The following is a 14,757-nucleotide window of genomic DNA, read 5'->3' on the forward strand; positions in this document are numbered from 1 at the left end:
TATTTCCCGCCTGTTTAGGCTTATACTTATACTGGGAGCGCCGCGTTGCAAACGTTGTAATTCCGGCGCATCCGTTCCATAATCTGTGCATGTGCCGCTTTTCCCAAGCGCCGAGCGGCAACTTTCCCAAGCGGAGGATTCTGCGCATGGCCACCTTCATCAGCAAAGCCCCCTTTCGTAAAAAGCTGATCGCCGCTTTTATGGCGGTGACACTTCTGTCCATTTTGATTACCTCTTATTTCTCTTATTCCATCACTTCCAATATTTTGGAGGAAAACGCCTTGAAGCTGACCCAGGACACGGTGGTCAAAACCGCCCAAACCCTGGACGAGAAGCTGAGCAAGCTGACTGTGGTCATGATGACCTTCATGATCAGCCAGCAGTTTCAGAGCATGCTGAAGGATGTATCCCTGGGCAATCATAACCAGTATTATACCCACTGGACCAATCTGGACAATGTGTTCTCCCAGGCGCGGATTGCCGAGCCGCTGATTCAGGGCATTTTTGTTTCCACGCCTATGGGAGAATTTTATCCCCTATCCATGAACCGCAACAGGCAGGCTCCTTTCCAGGATACGGACCTGTACAAGCGGGTAGCCAGTGAAAAGCGGACGCTGTGGATTGAAGGCCATGAAGATCCGCTTTTTTACGGCAAACAGCGGGTGGTATCCCTGGTGCTGGAGCCCATTGCCGATTTTCCCCTGAAGGATGTTTACGTGGTGGTTAATATCCGCGAGGACGGTTTGCGCAGGCTGGCCGGCACGGAGGAGGGAAACGGCGGTTCCCGGCGGTTCCTGATGGGCGCAGGGGGAACGCTGGTCTGCAGCGAAACCGATCCCCTTGTAACAGAGGCGGCGGAGAGCGCATTGGTGCAGGAGGTAACCCGCGAGGGTCTGACCGGCTACACCTCCGTGAATAAAGACGGGAATACCTATTTGTTCAATTATGCCCGCATGCATGTCAATGACTGGACCATTCTGGCCATTCAGTCCAAGGATTACGTGTTGAAGGATATGATCTATGTCAAATGGATGATCGTGCTCATTACCCTGGCCAGCTTCCTTATTACCCTGTTTGTGTCCGGGGCGTTTGCCCGGTATCTGCTGAAGCCCCTGCAGAAGCTCCAGCGGGTCATGAAGCGGGTGGAGAGCAATGATCTTACCGCCCGTTTTGAAAGCCTGCAGGAGGATGACCTGGCCCAGGTGGGCTTCCGCTTCAACCGGATGCTGGATCAGATCGTGGTGCTGATCGACGAGGTGAAGGGGGCGGAGGCCAGCAAGCGGAATACGGAGATCAAAGCCTTGTCCGCCCAAATGGACCCCCATTTTCTCTACAACACCCTGAATGTTATCTATTGGAAGCTGAAGCTCAAGCAGGTGGACCAATCCCAAACCATGGTGGTCTCCCTGTCGCGGCTGTTCCAATTGGGGTTGAACAAAGGCAAGGAGATCACGACCCTGGAGAAGGAGCTGGAGCATGTCAGGCTGTATCTGGAGCTGCAGGCCTCCTGCTACGAGAATCTGTTTGAATACAGCATTCTGGTCAAAGACCCGTCCTTGCCTGCTTTGACGGTGCCGCGGATCATTCTTCAGCCGTTGGTGGAAAACAGCATTCTGCACGGCTTTTCCAGCATGGAAAGCGGGGGGCGCATCAGCATTGAGCTGGATTCCGATCCTTCTGCGGAAAGCTGGAGCATCCGGGTGGAGGATAACGGCTGCGGCATGGAGGAGGAGGTTGTCCGGGCTATGCTCCAGAACCGGCAGGGCAAGGGGTATGCCATCGGCAATCTGATTCAGCGGCTGCAGCTGTATTATGGCGGGAAGGCCCGGCTGCAGGTGGACAGCCATCCCGACCGCGGCACGGTGATATACATGTCCATACCGATGAAGGGAGCAGAAACCGATGTTTAAGTGGAAAGAGATCAGCATTTGCGTTGTGGATGACACCCGCACCGTAGTGGAAGGCCTGAAGGCGATGGATTGGCAGGCGGAGGGCATCCGCTTCGCGGGTACGGCCGCCAACGGAGAGGACGGTCTGGAGCTGATCAAGGAACAAAAGCCCGACATCGTCATTACCGATATCCGGATGCCGCGGATGGACGGGCTGACCATGCTCCGGTCCATTCTGGAGCTCCAGCATACCTGCAAGGTTATCCTGATCAGCGGCTACACGGATTTTGAATATGCCAAGGAAGCGGTTCAGCTGGGGGCCTTTGATTTTGTGGTGAAGCCGTTTACCGAGGAGGAGATTCTGGGGACGGTCCGCCGGGCCAAGGAGCAGATTGAAGCGGAGCGCTCCCGGCTTTTGTCGGTCCAGGAGATGGAGAGGAAGCTGCGGGAGAGCATTCCTCTCCTCCAGCAGGAATATCTGGGGCTGTTGGTGCGCCATCGCACCAACTGGGAGCGGACCGCCCGCCGCTGGGAATTTCTGAATATTCCCCTTGACCCGGAAGGCTTCTGTGTGATGGCTATGGAGATTGACCGGATTCAGGAGCATTCGGAGGATTCGTCCGTGAATGAGATGGAGCTGATGCGCTTCTCGCTCCAGAATATTGCGGAAGAGACCTTGCGGGAGTATACCAAGTGTATGGTTTTTCGTTCAAGCATGAACCGGTTCGTGGTTGTGCTGAATACCGGGCCGGAGGACAACCCGTCCCCCTGGGCCGAATCCATCTGCAAAAATATTGAACGCTTCACCAAATTTACCATCTCTGTGGGCGTGGGGGGAAATGTAAAGGATATCGGGGAATTGCCGGATTCATACGTTCAGGCAGTCCAGGCCCTGTCCTTCCACATGTTTACGGAGGGCAACGGGGCGTTGGGGTATACCCAGCTGTCCCGGACAGACCGGCAGGCGCCTTTGGCCTTGGAGCAAAAGGATGAGCTCCTTCTTATGCTCCGCTCCGGCAACGGGGACCGCGCCGCCGCCTTGCTGGCGGACATGGCCGATTCCCTCCAGCATATGACGCCCAAGCCCCATCCGGATTATGTGCAAAGCCTGTATGAGGAGCTGGCTGCCGCCGCCATCCGCACCTTTTATGAGCTGGTGCCGCTGCCTGAGCTGCAGCCGCTGATCGACCGCTACAAAACCCGCCGCCCGGAATTGCCGTTGGCCGGATTGGAGCAGCTGCTCCAAACCTTTTGCCGGGAGGGGGCGGAGCTGGTTAAGCTGCATCATGTGTCCGAGGGGCAGGCGCTGATTTATAAAAGTGTGGATTTTATCAAAAGCCATCTGGACCGGGAGGTGCGGGTCAGCGAATGTGCCGCCTGGGTCCATTTGAGTCCCAGTTATTATTCCGGCCTGTTCAAGAAGGTGACGGGTTTGACCGTTACCCAATACGTCACCGCCGAGCGGATCGCCAGGGCCAAGGAAATGCTGATCGGAGGCTCCCAGGTCCAGGAGGTGGCCAACGCCTTGGGCTATGAGGAGCGGCGTTACTTCAGCGAGGTGTTCAAGAAAATCACCGGCAAAACCCCTTCGGAATTCCGCGAGAGCTATCATCCGGAGGAGACGGATGGACGGGATTAGAAGGAGGCGGGCATTACGGACAACAGTGGAATCGTATCCCTGCACAGTAGGTTTACCCCACTCCTTTCCGGCGGGGAGAGCCGTATAATCAAAAGTGTAAAGAACACTATTCGACAAAAGAGGGGATATGCACATGTGGAAAAAAGCCATCGGCTTAAGCCTCGGCGTGGTCTTGACGGCAGGACTGGCCGGATGCGGAGGTTCGGACACCTCCAAGGACTCGGCTGCCGCCAGCACCGCTCCTACCGCCGGCCCGAAGAAAATCATCAAGTATTGGACCGATGACCGGCATGACCAGGAGTACATCAAGGAGTTGGTCACCAAGTTCAATACCACCAACAAGGACAATATTGAAGTGGAAATGACCGTCCTTTCGGAAAACTTCGGCCAAAGCGTGGATGTGGCCTTCGCAGGCAACCAGGCGCCGGATGTGCTCCGGCTGAAAAGCGGCAATGCCGAAACCTTTTATAAAAAAGGCTATATCGCTCCGCTGGACTCCTACACGACGGATGATCTGAAAGCCAAGTTCAAGGATCTGCTGATTGACAAGGTTAATATCTTCGACGGCAAGCTGGTCTCCCTGCCCAATACAGGCCTGACCCTGCGTCTGGTGTACAATCAGGAGCTGTTTGAAAAAGCGGGCATCGCCAAGCCGCCGGCATCCTTGCAGGAAATGGTGGACGACGCCAAAAAAATTACCGAAATGGGCAAGAAGGACGGCGTCTACGGCTTCGCTCTAAACTTTAAAAGCCCCAAGAGCGCCTTCGACCGTTCCATCCGGGAAATCCTCTCCCTAAGCGGCTACCAAGGTTTGGGGTATGATTTGAAAACCGCCCAGTTCGATTTCGCACCTTATGCAGAGGTTATGAAATACTTCAAGCAAATGAACGATGACGGCAGCATTCTGCCCGGCGCCGCCACCCTGGATATCGACCCCATGCGCGCCCAGTTCGCCGCAGGCAAAATCGGCATGTACCTGAGCTTCTCTACGGAGCCGGGCGTGTACACAGATCAATTCCCGACGAAAATCAAGTGGGCCGGAGCGCTTGCGCCTACCCTGGACGGCACCATTAAAGGCACCTCGGAGATCGTGTCCGCCGGCACCTGGCTGGGGATCACTAGCAAGTCGCCCAATAAGGACGCGGCTTGGGAATTCCTGAAATTTATGTACGCCGATGATATCCTGACCACCTATCACGAAAAAGGCTTCGGCATCGCCGTTGTGCCCAGCATTGCAGCCAAGGCGAAAAAACCGGAAATTCCCGGCATGGACGGCTTCCTGGTGGGCAAATACGACTCCATGTGGCCGGTAGCCCCCAACGTTACTCCGGAGGGCGCCAACTATGCGGACACCTTCTTCAAGTACATGCTTACCGGCGGGGATCTGTCGGCCATCACCAAGGATCTGAACACCCGCTATAACACTGCATTGACCAAAGCGGCCGAAAAAGGAGAGGTAAAGGTTAGCCCGGACCCGTCCTTCGACCCGGCCAAGCTGCAAGGCAAATAATCCAATCCCCCAAAAGTGAAGGGATGCTCTGCAGCGGATTCCCGGTACTTTTGGGGGAGCCCCCGAATGGAAAATCAAAAAGCAAACGGTTCAAGAAGGGGCGGTCGGCGCACTTGTGGACGAACGCTCCTTTTTTGCACCCCCAATCCGACATACAAGCCCAAGCGAATGCTTACGAAGCCAGTTTTTCGCCAACGCAGCTTCGCTTAGCGTTTAACTCAAAACTCTTAGGAGGAAAAGAAGATGTCCAAATGGACCCGCTTCCGGGAAAACACCCTGTTTCTTTTCCCCAGCGTCATCCTGACTCTGGCTCTCGGCATCTACCCGCTGTTCTGGGTGCTGCGATTTATGTTCTACGATTATGCGGGCTACGGCGACGCGCTGTTCGTCGGCCTGGATAATTTCCGGCGGCTCCTCCGGGATATGCAGTTTTGGGATTCCGTCAAAAACACCTTTGTGTACGCAGGCGGCAAGCTCATTCTAACCATTCCGCTGTCCCTGCTGCTGGCGGTGCTCCTGAACGGCAAGCTCCGCGGCCGCAATTTCTTAAGAGCCGTCTATTTCATGCCCACTGTAATCAGTACCGCCGTTATTTCCGTAGTCTTCTACATCATCTTCAATTCCTACAACGGCATGGTCAACCAGCTTCTGCTGAAATACCATATCATCGACGCCCCGGTGGATTGGCTCGGCCCCAAGTTCGCCATGCTCACGGTGATTATCCTGGCCGTATGGGGAGCGGTGGGCAACTACATGCTGCTGTTCCTGGCCGGACTGCAAAACATCCCCGCCGATCTGTACGAAAGTGCCTCCATTGACGGCGCCAACGGACCGCAGAAGTTCTGGTATATTACCGTTCCCATGCTGGGACCGGTGATGCAGATGATTATTATGCTGGCGATTATTGCCGCGCTGAAGGGGTATGAGAGCATCATGGTTATGACGGAGGGCGGCCCCATCGGCAAAACCGAGGTTATGTACCTGTACTTGTACAAATTGCTGTTCCCGGTATCCACAGGCTCCGTTGTTACCCAGCAGATCGGCTACGGCAGCGCCGTCGCTTTTGCAACTGCCATTATCGTAGGTGCCATCACCATGCTTTATTCCTATCTCAGCAAGAGAATGAACAATGTGTTCTAGAAAGGAGCGGGTTTAACATGAATGCGAAGCAAAACTCGGCTCCGAAGGTTCCCGGAGCGCTCCGGCTGCTGGGCCATCTCCTCAAGTGGGCATTTTTGCTGGCTACGGTGCTGTTGACTTTATTTCCTGTACTGATGACGATCTTTGGTTCGCTGAAAACAAATGCCGAGCTGATGAGCGGCGGCAATCTGCTGCCCCAGCACTGGCAATTCCATAACTATATAGAGGCTTGGCAGCAAACAAACTTTGCCCGTTATACATGGAACAGCGTGTTCCTAAGCGTTGCTTCCACCATCGGCACACTGCTGGTAGCGGCTATGGGCGCGTATGTTGTGGACCGTAGGCAGTTTCGGGGCAAATCCCTCTATGTAGGCATGCAGGCTGCCACCATGTTTATCTCCGTTGGCGCTGTTGTGCTGCGTCCCCAGTTCGACCTGATGGTATTGCTTCATCTGAATAAAACCCTGTGGGGCGTGGTGCTTATTCTGGTCAGCGCCCATGCCAGCACCTTCTTCATTCTGCTCAGCTTCCTGAAGTCCATCCCCAAGGAGCTGGATGAGGCGGCCATGATTGACGGGTCCAATTTTACCCGCAGCTTCTTCGTGATTATCCTGCCTTTGCTTACGCCGGGCTTGGGAGTTTCGGGGCTGTTCGCCTTCCGCCATGCTTGGAATGAATATATCCTGCCGCTGGTATTTACCATGACCAATCCCCAGATGCAGACGCTGACGGTAGGCCTTGCCAATCTGCGGTACGGCTCATCCGCCGCCATGCAGATCCATCTGATGATGGCAGGAGCCTGTCTGTCCATCCTCCCCATGCTGGTGGTCTATATTGCCGCGAACAAATCCTTCATGCAAATGAATGCCGGCTCCATTAAAGGGTAAAAGCGAGCTGCCGCGCTGCGGCAAGCAACAGGAAGACTGCCTGCGGGCGGTCTTTTTGGCGTTGCGGCGGAAGCGCAAGGCGGAGGCGGTCCGGTAGCACCTGCCGGGAAAACATGATATCCTAAAACAATAAGCAGAGCGACTTACTATGTACGAAAGGGGACGGACCCTTGAACCGGGATTTTATTTCCATCCCAGCGATGGAGGGGGAATTGAAGCTCTCCCATAAGAAGCAAGGCTACGGCTACACCGTCACCACCCGGGAGTTTATTATTCAAAAGCCCCATGCCAACTATTATTTGCAGCTGGCGGATATTCTCAGCATTATTCCGGCGGAGCCATACGGCTTAAAGCCGCTGCGTCATCTGCCGGAGTGGCCGGAGCATGCCGGGCTGGTCAGCGTGGCGCCGGGCTCGCGGCATTACCGGATCATGGTCCGCCGGGCGGTGCTCCATAACCGGAGCGGCATGCGGACGATTGCATCCTGCGATTTTATCCTGCCTCTGGACGAGCGGATGTTCCGCGCCGTGGTGAACTGGTCTGGGCTTGACCCTATCGGCGGCGGCTCGGCGGAAGATCATGGAGGAGGCTGAGGACGGCATGTGGAGAGGAAGGTTCGCGCCTACGCCGTCGGGACTTCTGCATCTGGGGAATGCCGCTGCCGCCTTGCTGGCTTGGCTGCAAATACGCTCCATGAACGGCGAATTTGTGCTGCGTATCGAGGATATTGACGGGCCGCGCTCCAAAGCGGAATTTGCCCGGCGGATTCCCGGGGATCTCCGTTGGCTGGGCCTGGATTGGGAGGAGGGGCCGGATGTGGGCGGCCCCTCCGGGCCTTACATACAAAGCCAGCGGCTCGGGTATTACGGGTCGGTGCTGGATGCGCTGGACAAGCTGGGGCGGACGTACTCCTGCTACTGCAGCCGGGCGGAGCTGGCGGCAATCGCCAGCGCCCCCCACGGGCTGGCTTCGGAGGGACCGGCTTATCCGGGGATTTGCAAGAAGGCAAGCAAGGAGGAGCTGGCGGAAAAGGCGGCCCGCAAGACACCTTCGGTGCGGTTTGAGCTTCCTGCGGAGCCGCTGGCGTTTGTGGATGAGGCGGCGGGTTTGCAGCAGGTGCCTGCGGGAGCGGGAGGGGATTTCATCGTCAAGCGGGCGGACGGCATTCTTGCCTACCAATTGGCGGTGGTGGCCGATGATGCCGCCATGGGCATCACCCATGTGCTGCGCGGCTTTGATCTCCTGGACTCCACACCCCGGCAGATTTGGCTGTACCAGGCTCTGGGGTGGCAGGCGCCGCAGTTTGCCCATGTACCTCTCTTGCTGGGGCCGGACGGCAGCCGCCTGTCCAAGCGCCATGGAGGCATAACGCTTGCGGATATGCGGCAAAGACAAATCAGGCCCGAAACGGTCCTTGGATTGATCGCCCATGCGTATGGGCTTCTGGACCGGTTCGAGCCTGCAGCCGCCAAGGAGCTGATCCCCCTGTTTTCGCTGCAGGCGCTCCCCAAGGAAGCGGTCCGGCTTTCGGAAGAGGATTTGGCGGCGGTAGCGTATGGGTAAAAAGCGGCTGATATCAGCTTAACGCCGCTTCCATGCCGGATTGGCTGCAGCAGCGGATATACGCCCGCTTCAGCCGGAGCATCCCTTCCCGGATTACCTCCGGCGCGGAGTGGCTGAAGTTCAGCCGGATGGTCCGGTTGCCTTGGCCATCCGTATAGAAGCCGGTTCCCGGCACAAAGGCGACGCCTTCTTCAATGGCCAGGCGGAGCAGCGTATCCATGTCCGCTTCCCCGGGCAATTCCAGCCACAGGAACATGCCGCCCTTGGGCGGGCGCACGGTGATTCCGGCAAATACGGGATCATTGCGCAGGCAGTCCAGCATGATTTGCATCCGGCCGGCGTATTCCGCGCGGATGCGGCGGATATGGCCGTCCAGATCAAAGCCCTCCAGGAGCTCCGCCAATGCCGCCTGATCCAGGCAGGAGGAATGGAGGTCGGCGCTTTGTTTGGCCTTGGCCAGTTGGCGGATGACGCTCTCATCCGCCGCCGCCCATCCGATGCGCAGGGCCGGAACGACAGTTTTGGAGAAGGTGCTGGTGTAGATGACACCCGGAAAGCCTGCCGCATCCGCCAATGCCTTGAGGGAGGGGGGAAGGGTGGACGGCTCGAAGCTGAGCTCTCCGTAGGGATCATCCTCCAGAATTACTGTCTCATAACGGCTGCATAATTGCAGAACCTCCTGCCGCCGCTCCAAGCTCCAGATGGCTCCGGTAGGGTTGGCGAAGGTGGGGATGACGTACAGCAGCTTGGGCTTGTTGTCCCGCAAGGCTGCCTCCAGAAGGTCGGCGCGGATGCCGTTCTCATCGGTATCCAGGCCCAGAATCCGCGCCCCGGAGCTCTGGAATACCTGAAGCGCCGCCAGATAGGTGGGATTCTCCGTAATCACCAGATCGCCGGGCTCCAGGAGAATCCGGGCGGTCAGATCAATGCTTTGCTGGGAGCCGGTGGTGATGAGCAACTGATCGGGCTTGGCTTGAATGCCTTTTTGGGAGAGCCGCAGGGATAGAAGCTGCCTTAAGCCCGGCAGCCCTTCCGTTAATCCGTACTGCATAACGCGCCGGTCCGCGAATACGCGGGAGTAGGCGCTTTTTAGTTCTTCGGCGGGAAACAGCTCCTCTGCGGGCAGGCCGCCGGAGAAGGAGATAATTTCCTTGCCTTGGGTCAATTTGAGAATATCCCGTACAGCCGAGGAGGTAAATTGGGACATGCGGGAAGCGAAGCGGAATTCCATGACGTAATCACTCCTAAAGAGGTTGGATATAACCGGATAATTGCTGCTGTTTAATAATGTAGCATATGAATGTTGCTAAGGCAACATATAATGATGCTATAGCAACAGTTTTTTTGGGGGATGGCAGCGGCTGAAGTACATGTTATTGCCAATTTCGTCCCTTATCAAAAGGATCAGGGTGATCCTAAAGAGCAATTGCAGAACAAGCAAAGAGAGTGATTTACCAGCCGCTCAGCTATTCGTTCAGGTATAAGGCAGGGATTTCCGGCGGTCGGAGGAGTTGGGAGGCCGTCGCTGGGACACAAGAGGAATGAGGAGCGAGCAGCAGAAGGAGTAGAAGGAGCAGGAGCAGCAGAAGGAGGAAGGATGATGATAACGGGCAGCATTTGTCTGTTATTTGGGGAATGGGTGTTTTTTTGGTAAAATAACGACATCAAATGTCTGTTATTTCCGCCAAATTCCTGGTTTTCGTGAAAAATAGGGTGCTTAGCAGACATTTTATGTCGTTATTCGGTTGTTTGTTGGCCAATCGCGGAGATAGCAGACATTGTTTGCCGCTTACATTTCATCCCTTCCACCCTCTGGGTTGAGGATGAGTTGAGCTGCTCCTTTTCCCATTGCCGGGTTTGCCGAGACCAATACTGCAGACAGAGCTAGGGAGCGCAGGAGTGCCGTCACCGCCGGCCCGGTCTGCTCTGGCAGGCTCACCGGCCAACACCCTATGCCGGGCGGATTTATAACCTTGCAATTATTCACGTGAACTCGGGCTGGAGGCGTCCTCCTCACCGAACATCGTTTGCATATTCCGGTCCAGCGCATCCATCACCCGCCAGAAGGCCTGCATGTCCTCTTCGCCGATAGAATGGCGCAGCCTGTCCCGCACATGGACGGCGGAGGGCAGGCAGGCCTCCAGGACATGGCGGCCTTCATCGGTGAGATGGACCTCGCTTTTCCGCTTGTCCGTACGGTCGGCCCGGCGGACGATCAGCTTCTTTTTTTCCATAGTCAATAGAATCCGGGTCATATTGGGCCGGTCATCCATGATGCTGTCCCCCAGCTCCGTTTGGGATTGGGGGCTTTTTACCGCCAATTTATTGAGGATAAACCACTGCTCCGGGGTCAGGTCAAAGCCGCTTTGCTGAAAGGTTATATAATGAAGATGACGGATCAGGCGCGAGGTCCGGTACATCCGGAAGGCCACCGTTTCTTGAATCGGCACAAAAGAAGAGGTTGTTTCTTGCATGGTAGGCTCCTTTTTGGCTTGCTGAAATTGGATTATATACTAGGATAGGACGGAAACGCCGCCGCTGTCAAATTCAGGTCCGGACGGGGAAAATGGCAGATTTGTTGCAAAGCGGAAAAGCCCATTTAAAAGTATTGCAAACATCCCGGCAGATGTGAGATTCTATTGGCGTGACCAACAGAATTTGCGGGCAGGAGTTGTCTTATGGAGGGTATACCAACGGTACAAATTCTCGGCTTGAGGATGTCACGGCAGGCCAGGGCCAATTTTCGCTGGGACTTTATTGCAGCGGCCTTATTCAGTCTTTTCAACGTTGTATTCAACCAGTTTTACGTTCCCATTGCCATCCGCAGCGGGGCAACGGATTTCCAGGTGGGGCTCCTGAGTGCGGCACCTGCCGTCGGCCTGCTGTTTTCACCGATCTGGGCTGGACTGGCGGAAAGAGGGCGGGCCAAGTATTTTGTGACGTTTCCCAATATGGTGGGAAGGCTTCTGATCTTTATCCCGGCTTTATTTGCTTCCCCTTGGGTGTTTGTCGGCATTGCCCTGGTCTATCAGTTCCTGCAGGGCATCCAGGCTCCTGCTTATGCCACCTTGATGACCCAAATCTATCCTGCCGACATCCGGGGGCGGATTATGGGGTATGTTCGCGTAGCCATGGGGCTGCTGATGATTCCGCTGGCCTTTACCGTGGGCATCTGGATTGACCGTGCGGGAAGCTTCTACCCGCTGCTGATCGCGGCCGTTACCGGTTCCGCGTCGATGCTTATCTTCAGCATGGTCAAGGAAGAGCGTCTGCCTGATCCCCAGGCCGCCGCCCGCAAGCGTGTCCGGTTCCGCGACCAGTTCACCGTTCTCTCCAATAACCGTCCGCTGGTGCTGTTTCTCGTGGCCACGACCTTTTCCGGCTTCGGCAATATGCTGGCCAACCCGTTGTATAACATCATTCAGGTGCAGCGGCTGGGGCTGTCCAACATGGACATCGGGATCGTGCGGATTTTTTATTTTGTATTTTTGCTCACGGCTTATTTCTTCATGGGCAGGGTGATTGACCGGTATGGTCCCAAACGGGCGATGATTTTCTGCATCGGCTGCCATGTGCTGTGCACCCTTCTGTACGGTGTCTTCGGCACCTATCCGGCTGTGCTCCTGGCCAGCGGCATGCAGGGTTTTGCCGATGCCACCTGGGATCTGGGATGTCTGGCGTATGTCTTCCGCCTGGCACCCGGCAAGGAAGGGGTTGTGTTCGGGCTTCACCTGATGCTGTTCGGCATCCGAGGCACCATCGGGCCGCTCCTGGGAACGGGACTGAACGGCGTGCTGCCCATTGAAGCGATTATTCTGGCGGCCAGCTTCTTCTGCCTGTGCGGGTTCCTGACCTTGGTGCTGGCCAAGGAAAAGGCGAAGGCTCCGGCAGAGCTGCAATCCATGTAAACCGGCGTTTAGCAAAAATGTATACCATCCGTTTTCATTCCCGTTCCGGCGAGTGTTGGTGTTGCCCAGAGCGGGATTTTGCTTTTGGAGGGCGCCTTTGTTGCTTTTTGGAGGCGGTCAAGGTATTGTAAGGACGAGAGATGTTACAGGGGGAACTGCTCATGGAGTTGAAGATAATGAACGCCCGCATGGAATTTTCCGAAGCGGACGGATATGTCGGCAAGGTGGCTTTTCTTGTGGAAGGCCATAAGGAGCCGTATGAAATTGTGCTGCACAGCAAAAAAGGAAAAGAATGGAGCTATGGCCTGTTCTTTCTGAACCAGTCCGGGGATGAGGATCAGATCCTTGAGGTGGAGGACTGGCTGGAAGAGGATGACGATGCCTATTACGGGCTGATTGAGGCGGCCAAGAAGACGCTGCCGGCGTCAGGAGGTTGATTATGTCCCATCCCGAACAGGCTTACTTGGATAAATTCTTCCCCAATGGGCATGAGCTGCCCCAGGACCGGCTGATTCCCGCTCTTCTGATGCAGAATGGCCGGACGGAGGTTATGTTTCTGGTCAAAGCGGGAGAGCCGCAGGCCGGGCTGCTTTCGCCGGAACGGGATGCGCTGGTGTCCCATACGGATATTTCGGTACAATTGATGGACACGCCGGACAAAAAAGGCGTTCCCGATCTGCGCATCGGCCTGGAGCTGACCTATCCCGACGCGGTGGTCCGGTTCCACGCGGTGATCACCGACGAAACCGGGCAGAAGCAGGCCACCCTGGCTACGGCGCTGCTTCAGGTGCGGAGACTCGCTTTCTTTTTTACCGACGCCGGCATGAGGTTCATTTCCTTCAAGGCCTTCGACTGGCAGCCGGAGGGAATGCCCCATCTGCAAAACATCATGACAGATATTAATCGTAAAGGAACGTGTACATGAGCGAAATGCCTTTTGCCTCGCTGGGGATTTCCCAGCCTTATATTAAGAAGCTGCGTGAAGAAGGAATCGTGGCGCCCACTCCCATTCAGGAGGCGGCGATTCCCATTCTGCTCACCGGCAAGGATCTGATTGCCCAGGCCCAGACAGGTACGGGAAAAACTCTGGCGTTTGCCCTTCCGCTTTTGGAGGGCTTCGATGCCGACTACCCCCATGTCCAGGGGCTGATTATTACCCCTACCCGGGAGCTGGCCCTGCAAATTACCGCCGAGCTGAAAAAGCTGGCCCCTCTGGCGGGAGCCCATATTCTGGCCGTATACGGCGGGCAGGATGTGGAGGCCCAAAGCCGGAAGCTGAAGGGCAGTCCGGCTATTGTAGTGTGTACGCCGGGACGGCTCTTGGACCATCTGCGCCGGGGCAATATCGATCTGGGCCGGGTGCGGAAGCTGGTGCTGGATGAAGCGGACCAAATGCTGCACATGGGCTTCCTGACGGATGTGGAGGCGATTATCCGCCGTCTGCCCAACGCCAGACAGACCATGCTGTTCTCCGCCACCATGCCTGACCAGGTGAAGGCGCTGGCCCGGAATTACATGAAGCAGCCGCAGGATGTGCGGATTCAGGGCAAGCAGGTGACGCTGGAGGAAATCCGCCAATTTGTGGTGGAAACCACGGACCGGGCCAAACAGGCCACCTTGTTCCGGATGCTGGAGGTTTACCAGCCGTTTCTGGCGGTGATCTTCTGTCGGACCAAAATCCGCGCCCGCAAGCTGACGGAGGCCATGCTGGACAAGGGCCTCAATGTGGACGAGCTGCACGGCGACCTGACCCAATCCAAGCGGGAGCAGGTAATGGAGCGTTTCCGCAAGGCGGATCTGCAATATCTGGTGGCCACGGATGTGGCGGCCCGGGGGTTGGACGTGGAGGGAGTCACCCATGTGTTCAATTATGACATTCCCTTGGACCCGGAATGGTATATTCACCGCATCGGCCGCACCGGCCGGGCCAAACAAACCGGCACTGCCATTACATTGGTGGCGCCCAAGGACCGCGGCCTGCTGGAGAAGATCGAGCGGGGCATTCATATGACCCTGAAGCGCCGGAGTATGGAGGAGTTCAACATCCAGGCGCTGGGGATCGACGAGGATTATGATCCGCTGGAGGGCAGAGGCGGCGGAGGCGGGCGCAAGCCGGGAGCCGACCGCGGCAGCGCGTCGCGTCCGGCCGGGCGCGGCAAAGGCGCGTGGAGCGGCGGCCGGAACGGCGGCGAGCGCGAGCACGCACCGCGGCGGGGCGGCA

The 14,757-nt window shown here is 56.6% G+C and carries 13 protein-coding genes; 11 read left to right on the top strand and 2 right to left on the bottom strand.

The window, feature by feature from the left end:
• Positions 1-146: 146 nt before the first annotated feature.
• The 7 genes from DQG13_RS10415 to gluQRS all read left to right on the top strand — a co-directional run bounded on the left by DQG13_RS10415 (position 147) and on the right by gluQRS (position 8,628).
• Positions 147-1,910 (top strand): cache domain-containing sensor histidine kinase, encoded by a 1,764-nt coding sequence (locus tag DQG13_RS10415; RefSeq protein ID WP_113019688.1) that lies wholly within the window; start codon positions 147-149, stop codon positions 1,908-1,910.
• Complete coding sequence (locus DQG13_RS10420; RefSeq protein WP_113019689.1) at positions 1,903-3,528, top strand: response regulator; 1,626 nt, start codon at positions 1,903-1,905, stop codon at positions 3,526-3,528. The genes DQG13_RS10415 and DQG13_RS10420 overlap by 8 nt, the downstream gene beginning before the upstream one ends.
• 133 nt (positions 3,529-3,661) lie before the next feature.
• On the top strand, positions 3,662-5,038 hold the full coding sequence (locus DQG13_RS10425; protein ID WP_113019690.1) for an ABC transporter substrate-binding protein: 1,377 nt from the start codon (positions 3,662-3,664) through the stop codon (positions 5,036-5,038).
• Between the two features lie 243 nt (positions 5,039-5,281).
• Positions 5,282-6,178, top strand: a complete 897-nt coding sequence (locus DQG13_RS10430; RefSeq protein WP_113019691.1) for a carbohydrate ABC transporter permease — start codon at positions 5,282-5,284, stop codon at positions 6,176-6,178.
• Positions 6,179-6,195: 17 nt separating this feature from the next.
• Positions 6,196-7,065 carry a carbohydrate ABC transporter permease gene (locus DQG13_RS10435; RefSeq protein WP_113019692.1) on the top strand — a complete coding sequence of 290 codons (870 nt, stop codon included), beginning with the start codon at positions 6,196-6,198 and terminating at the stop codon, positions 7,063-7,065.
• 170 nt (positions 7,066-7,235) lie between these two features.
• Positions 7,236-7,658, top strand: coding sequence for a hypothetical protein (locus DQG13_RS10440; RefSeq protein WP_181592685.1), 423 nt, complete (start codon positions 7,236-7,238; stop codon positions 7,656-7,658).
• 7 nt (positions 7,659-7,665) lie between these two features.
• Complete coding sequence (gene gluQRS / locus DQG13_RS10445) at positions 7,666-8,628, top strand: tRNA glutamyl-Q(34) synthetase GluQRS (RefSeq protein WP_113019693.1); 963 nt, start codon at positions 7,666-7,668, stop codon at positions 8,626-8,628.
• A gap of 13 nt (positions 8,629-8,641) precedes the next feature.
• Here gluQRS and DQG13_RS10450 read toward each other — a convergent pair whose 3' ends face one another.
• Positions 8,642-9,859, bottom strand: coding sequence for an aminotransferase-like domain-containing protein (locus tag DQG13_RS10450; protein ID WP_113019694.1), 1,218 nt, complete (start codon positions 9,857-9,859; stop codon positions 8,642-8,644).
• Positions 9,860-10,607: 748 nt separating this feature from the next.
• Entirely contained in the window at positions 10,608-11,102 is a 495-nt protein-coding gene (locus DQG13_RS10455; protein ID WP_113019695.1) for a MarR family winged helix-turn-helix transcriptional regulator, read from the bottom strand.
• A gap of 204 nt (positions 11,103-11,306) precedes the next feature.
• Between DQG13_RS10455 and DQG13_RS10460 the strand changes: the two genes are divergently transcribed.
• The 4 genes from DQG13_RS10460 to DQG13_RS10475 form a co-directional block, all read left to right on the top strand.
• A complete protein-coding gene (locus tag DQG13_RS10460) occupies positions 11,307-12,536 on the top strand; it encodes an MFS transporter (RefSeq protein ID WP_113019696.1) in 1,230 nt (409 codons plus the stop codon).
• A gap of 161 nt (positions 12,537-12,697) precedes the next feature.
• The gene (locus DQG13_RS10465) at positions 12,698-12,973 is read left to right on the top strand and encodes a hypothetical protein (protein WP_113019697.1); all 276 of its coding nucleotides are present in this window, start codon (positions 12,698-12,700) and stop codon (positions 12,971-12,973) included.
• A 2-nt stretch (positions 12,974-12,975) separates the two neighbouring features.
• Positions 12,976-13,461 (top strand): hypothetical protein, encoded by a 486-nt coding sequence (locus DQG13_RS10470; protein ID WP_113019698.1) that lies wholly within the window; start codon positions 12,976-12,978, stop codon positions 13,459-13,461.
• A partial coding sequence (locus DQG13_RS10475; protein WP_181592686.1) for a DEAD/DEAH box helicase occupies positions 13,458-14,757 on the top strand: 1,300 nt, incomplete at its 3' end. The genes DQG13_RS10470 and DQG13_RS10475, both read left to right, overlap by 4 nt.

This window comes from Paenibacillus sp. YN15, assembly GCF_003285005.1.
GTDB lineage: Bacteria > Bacillota > Bacilli > Paenibacillales > NBRC-103111 > Paenibacillus_AR.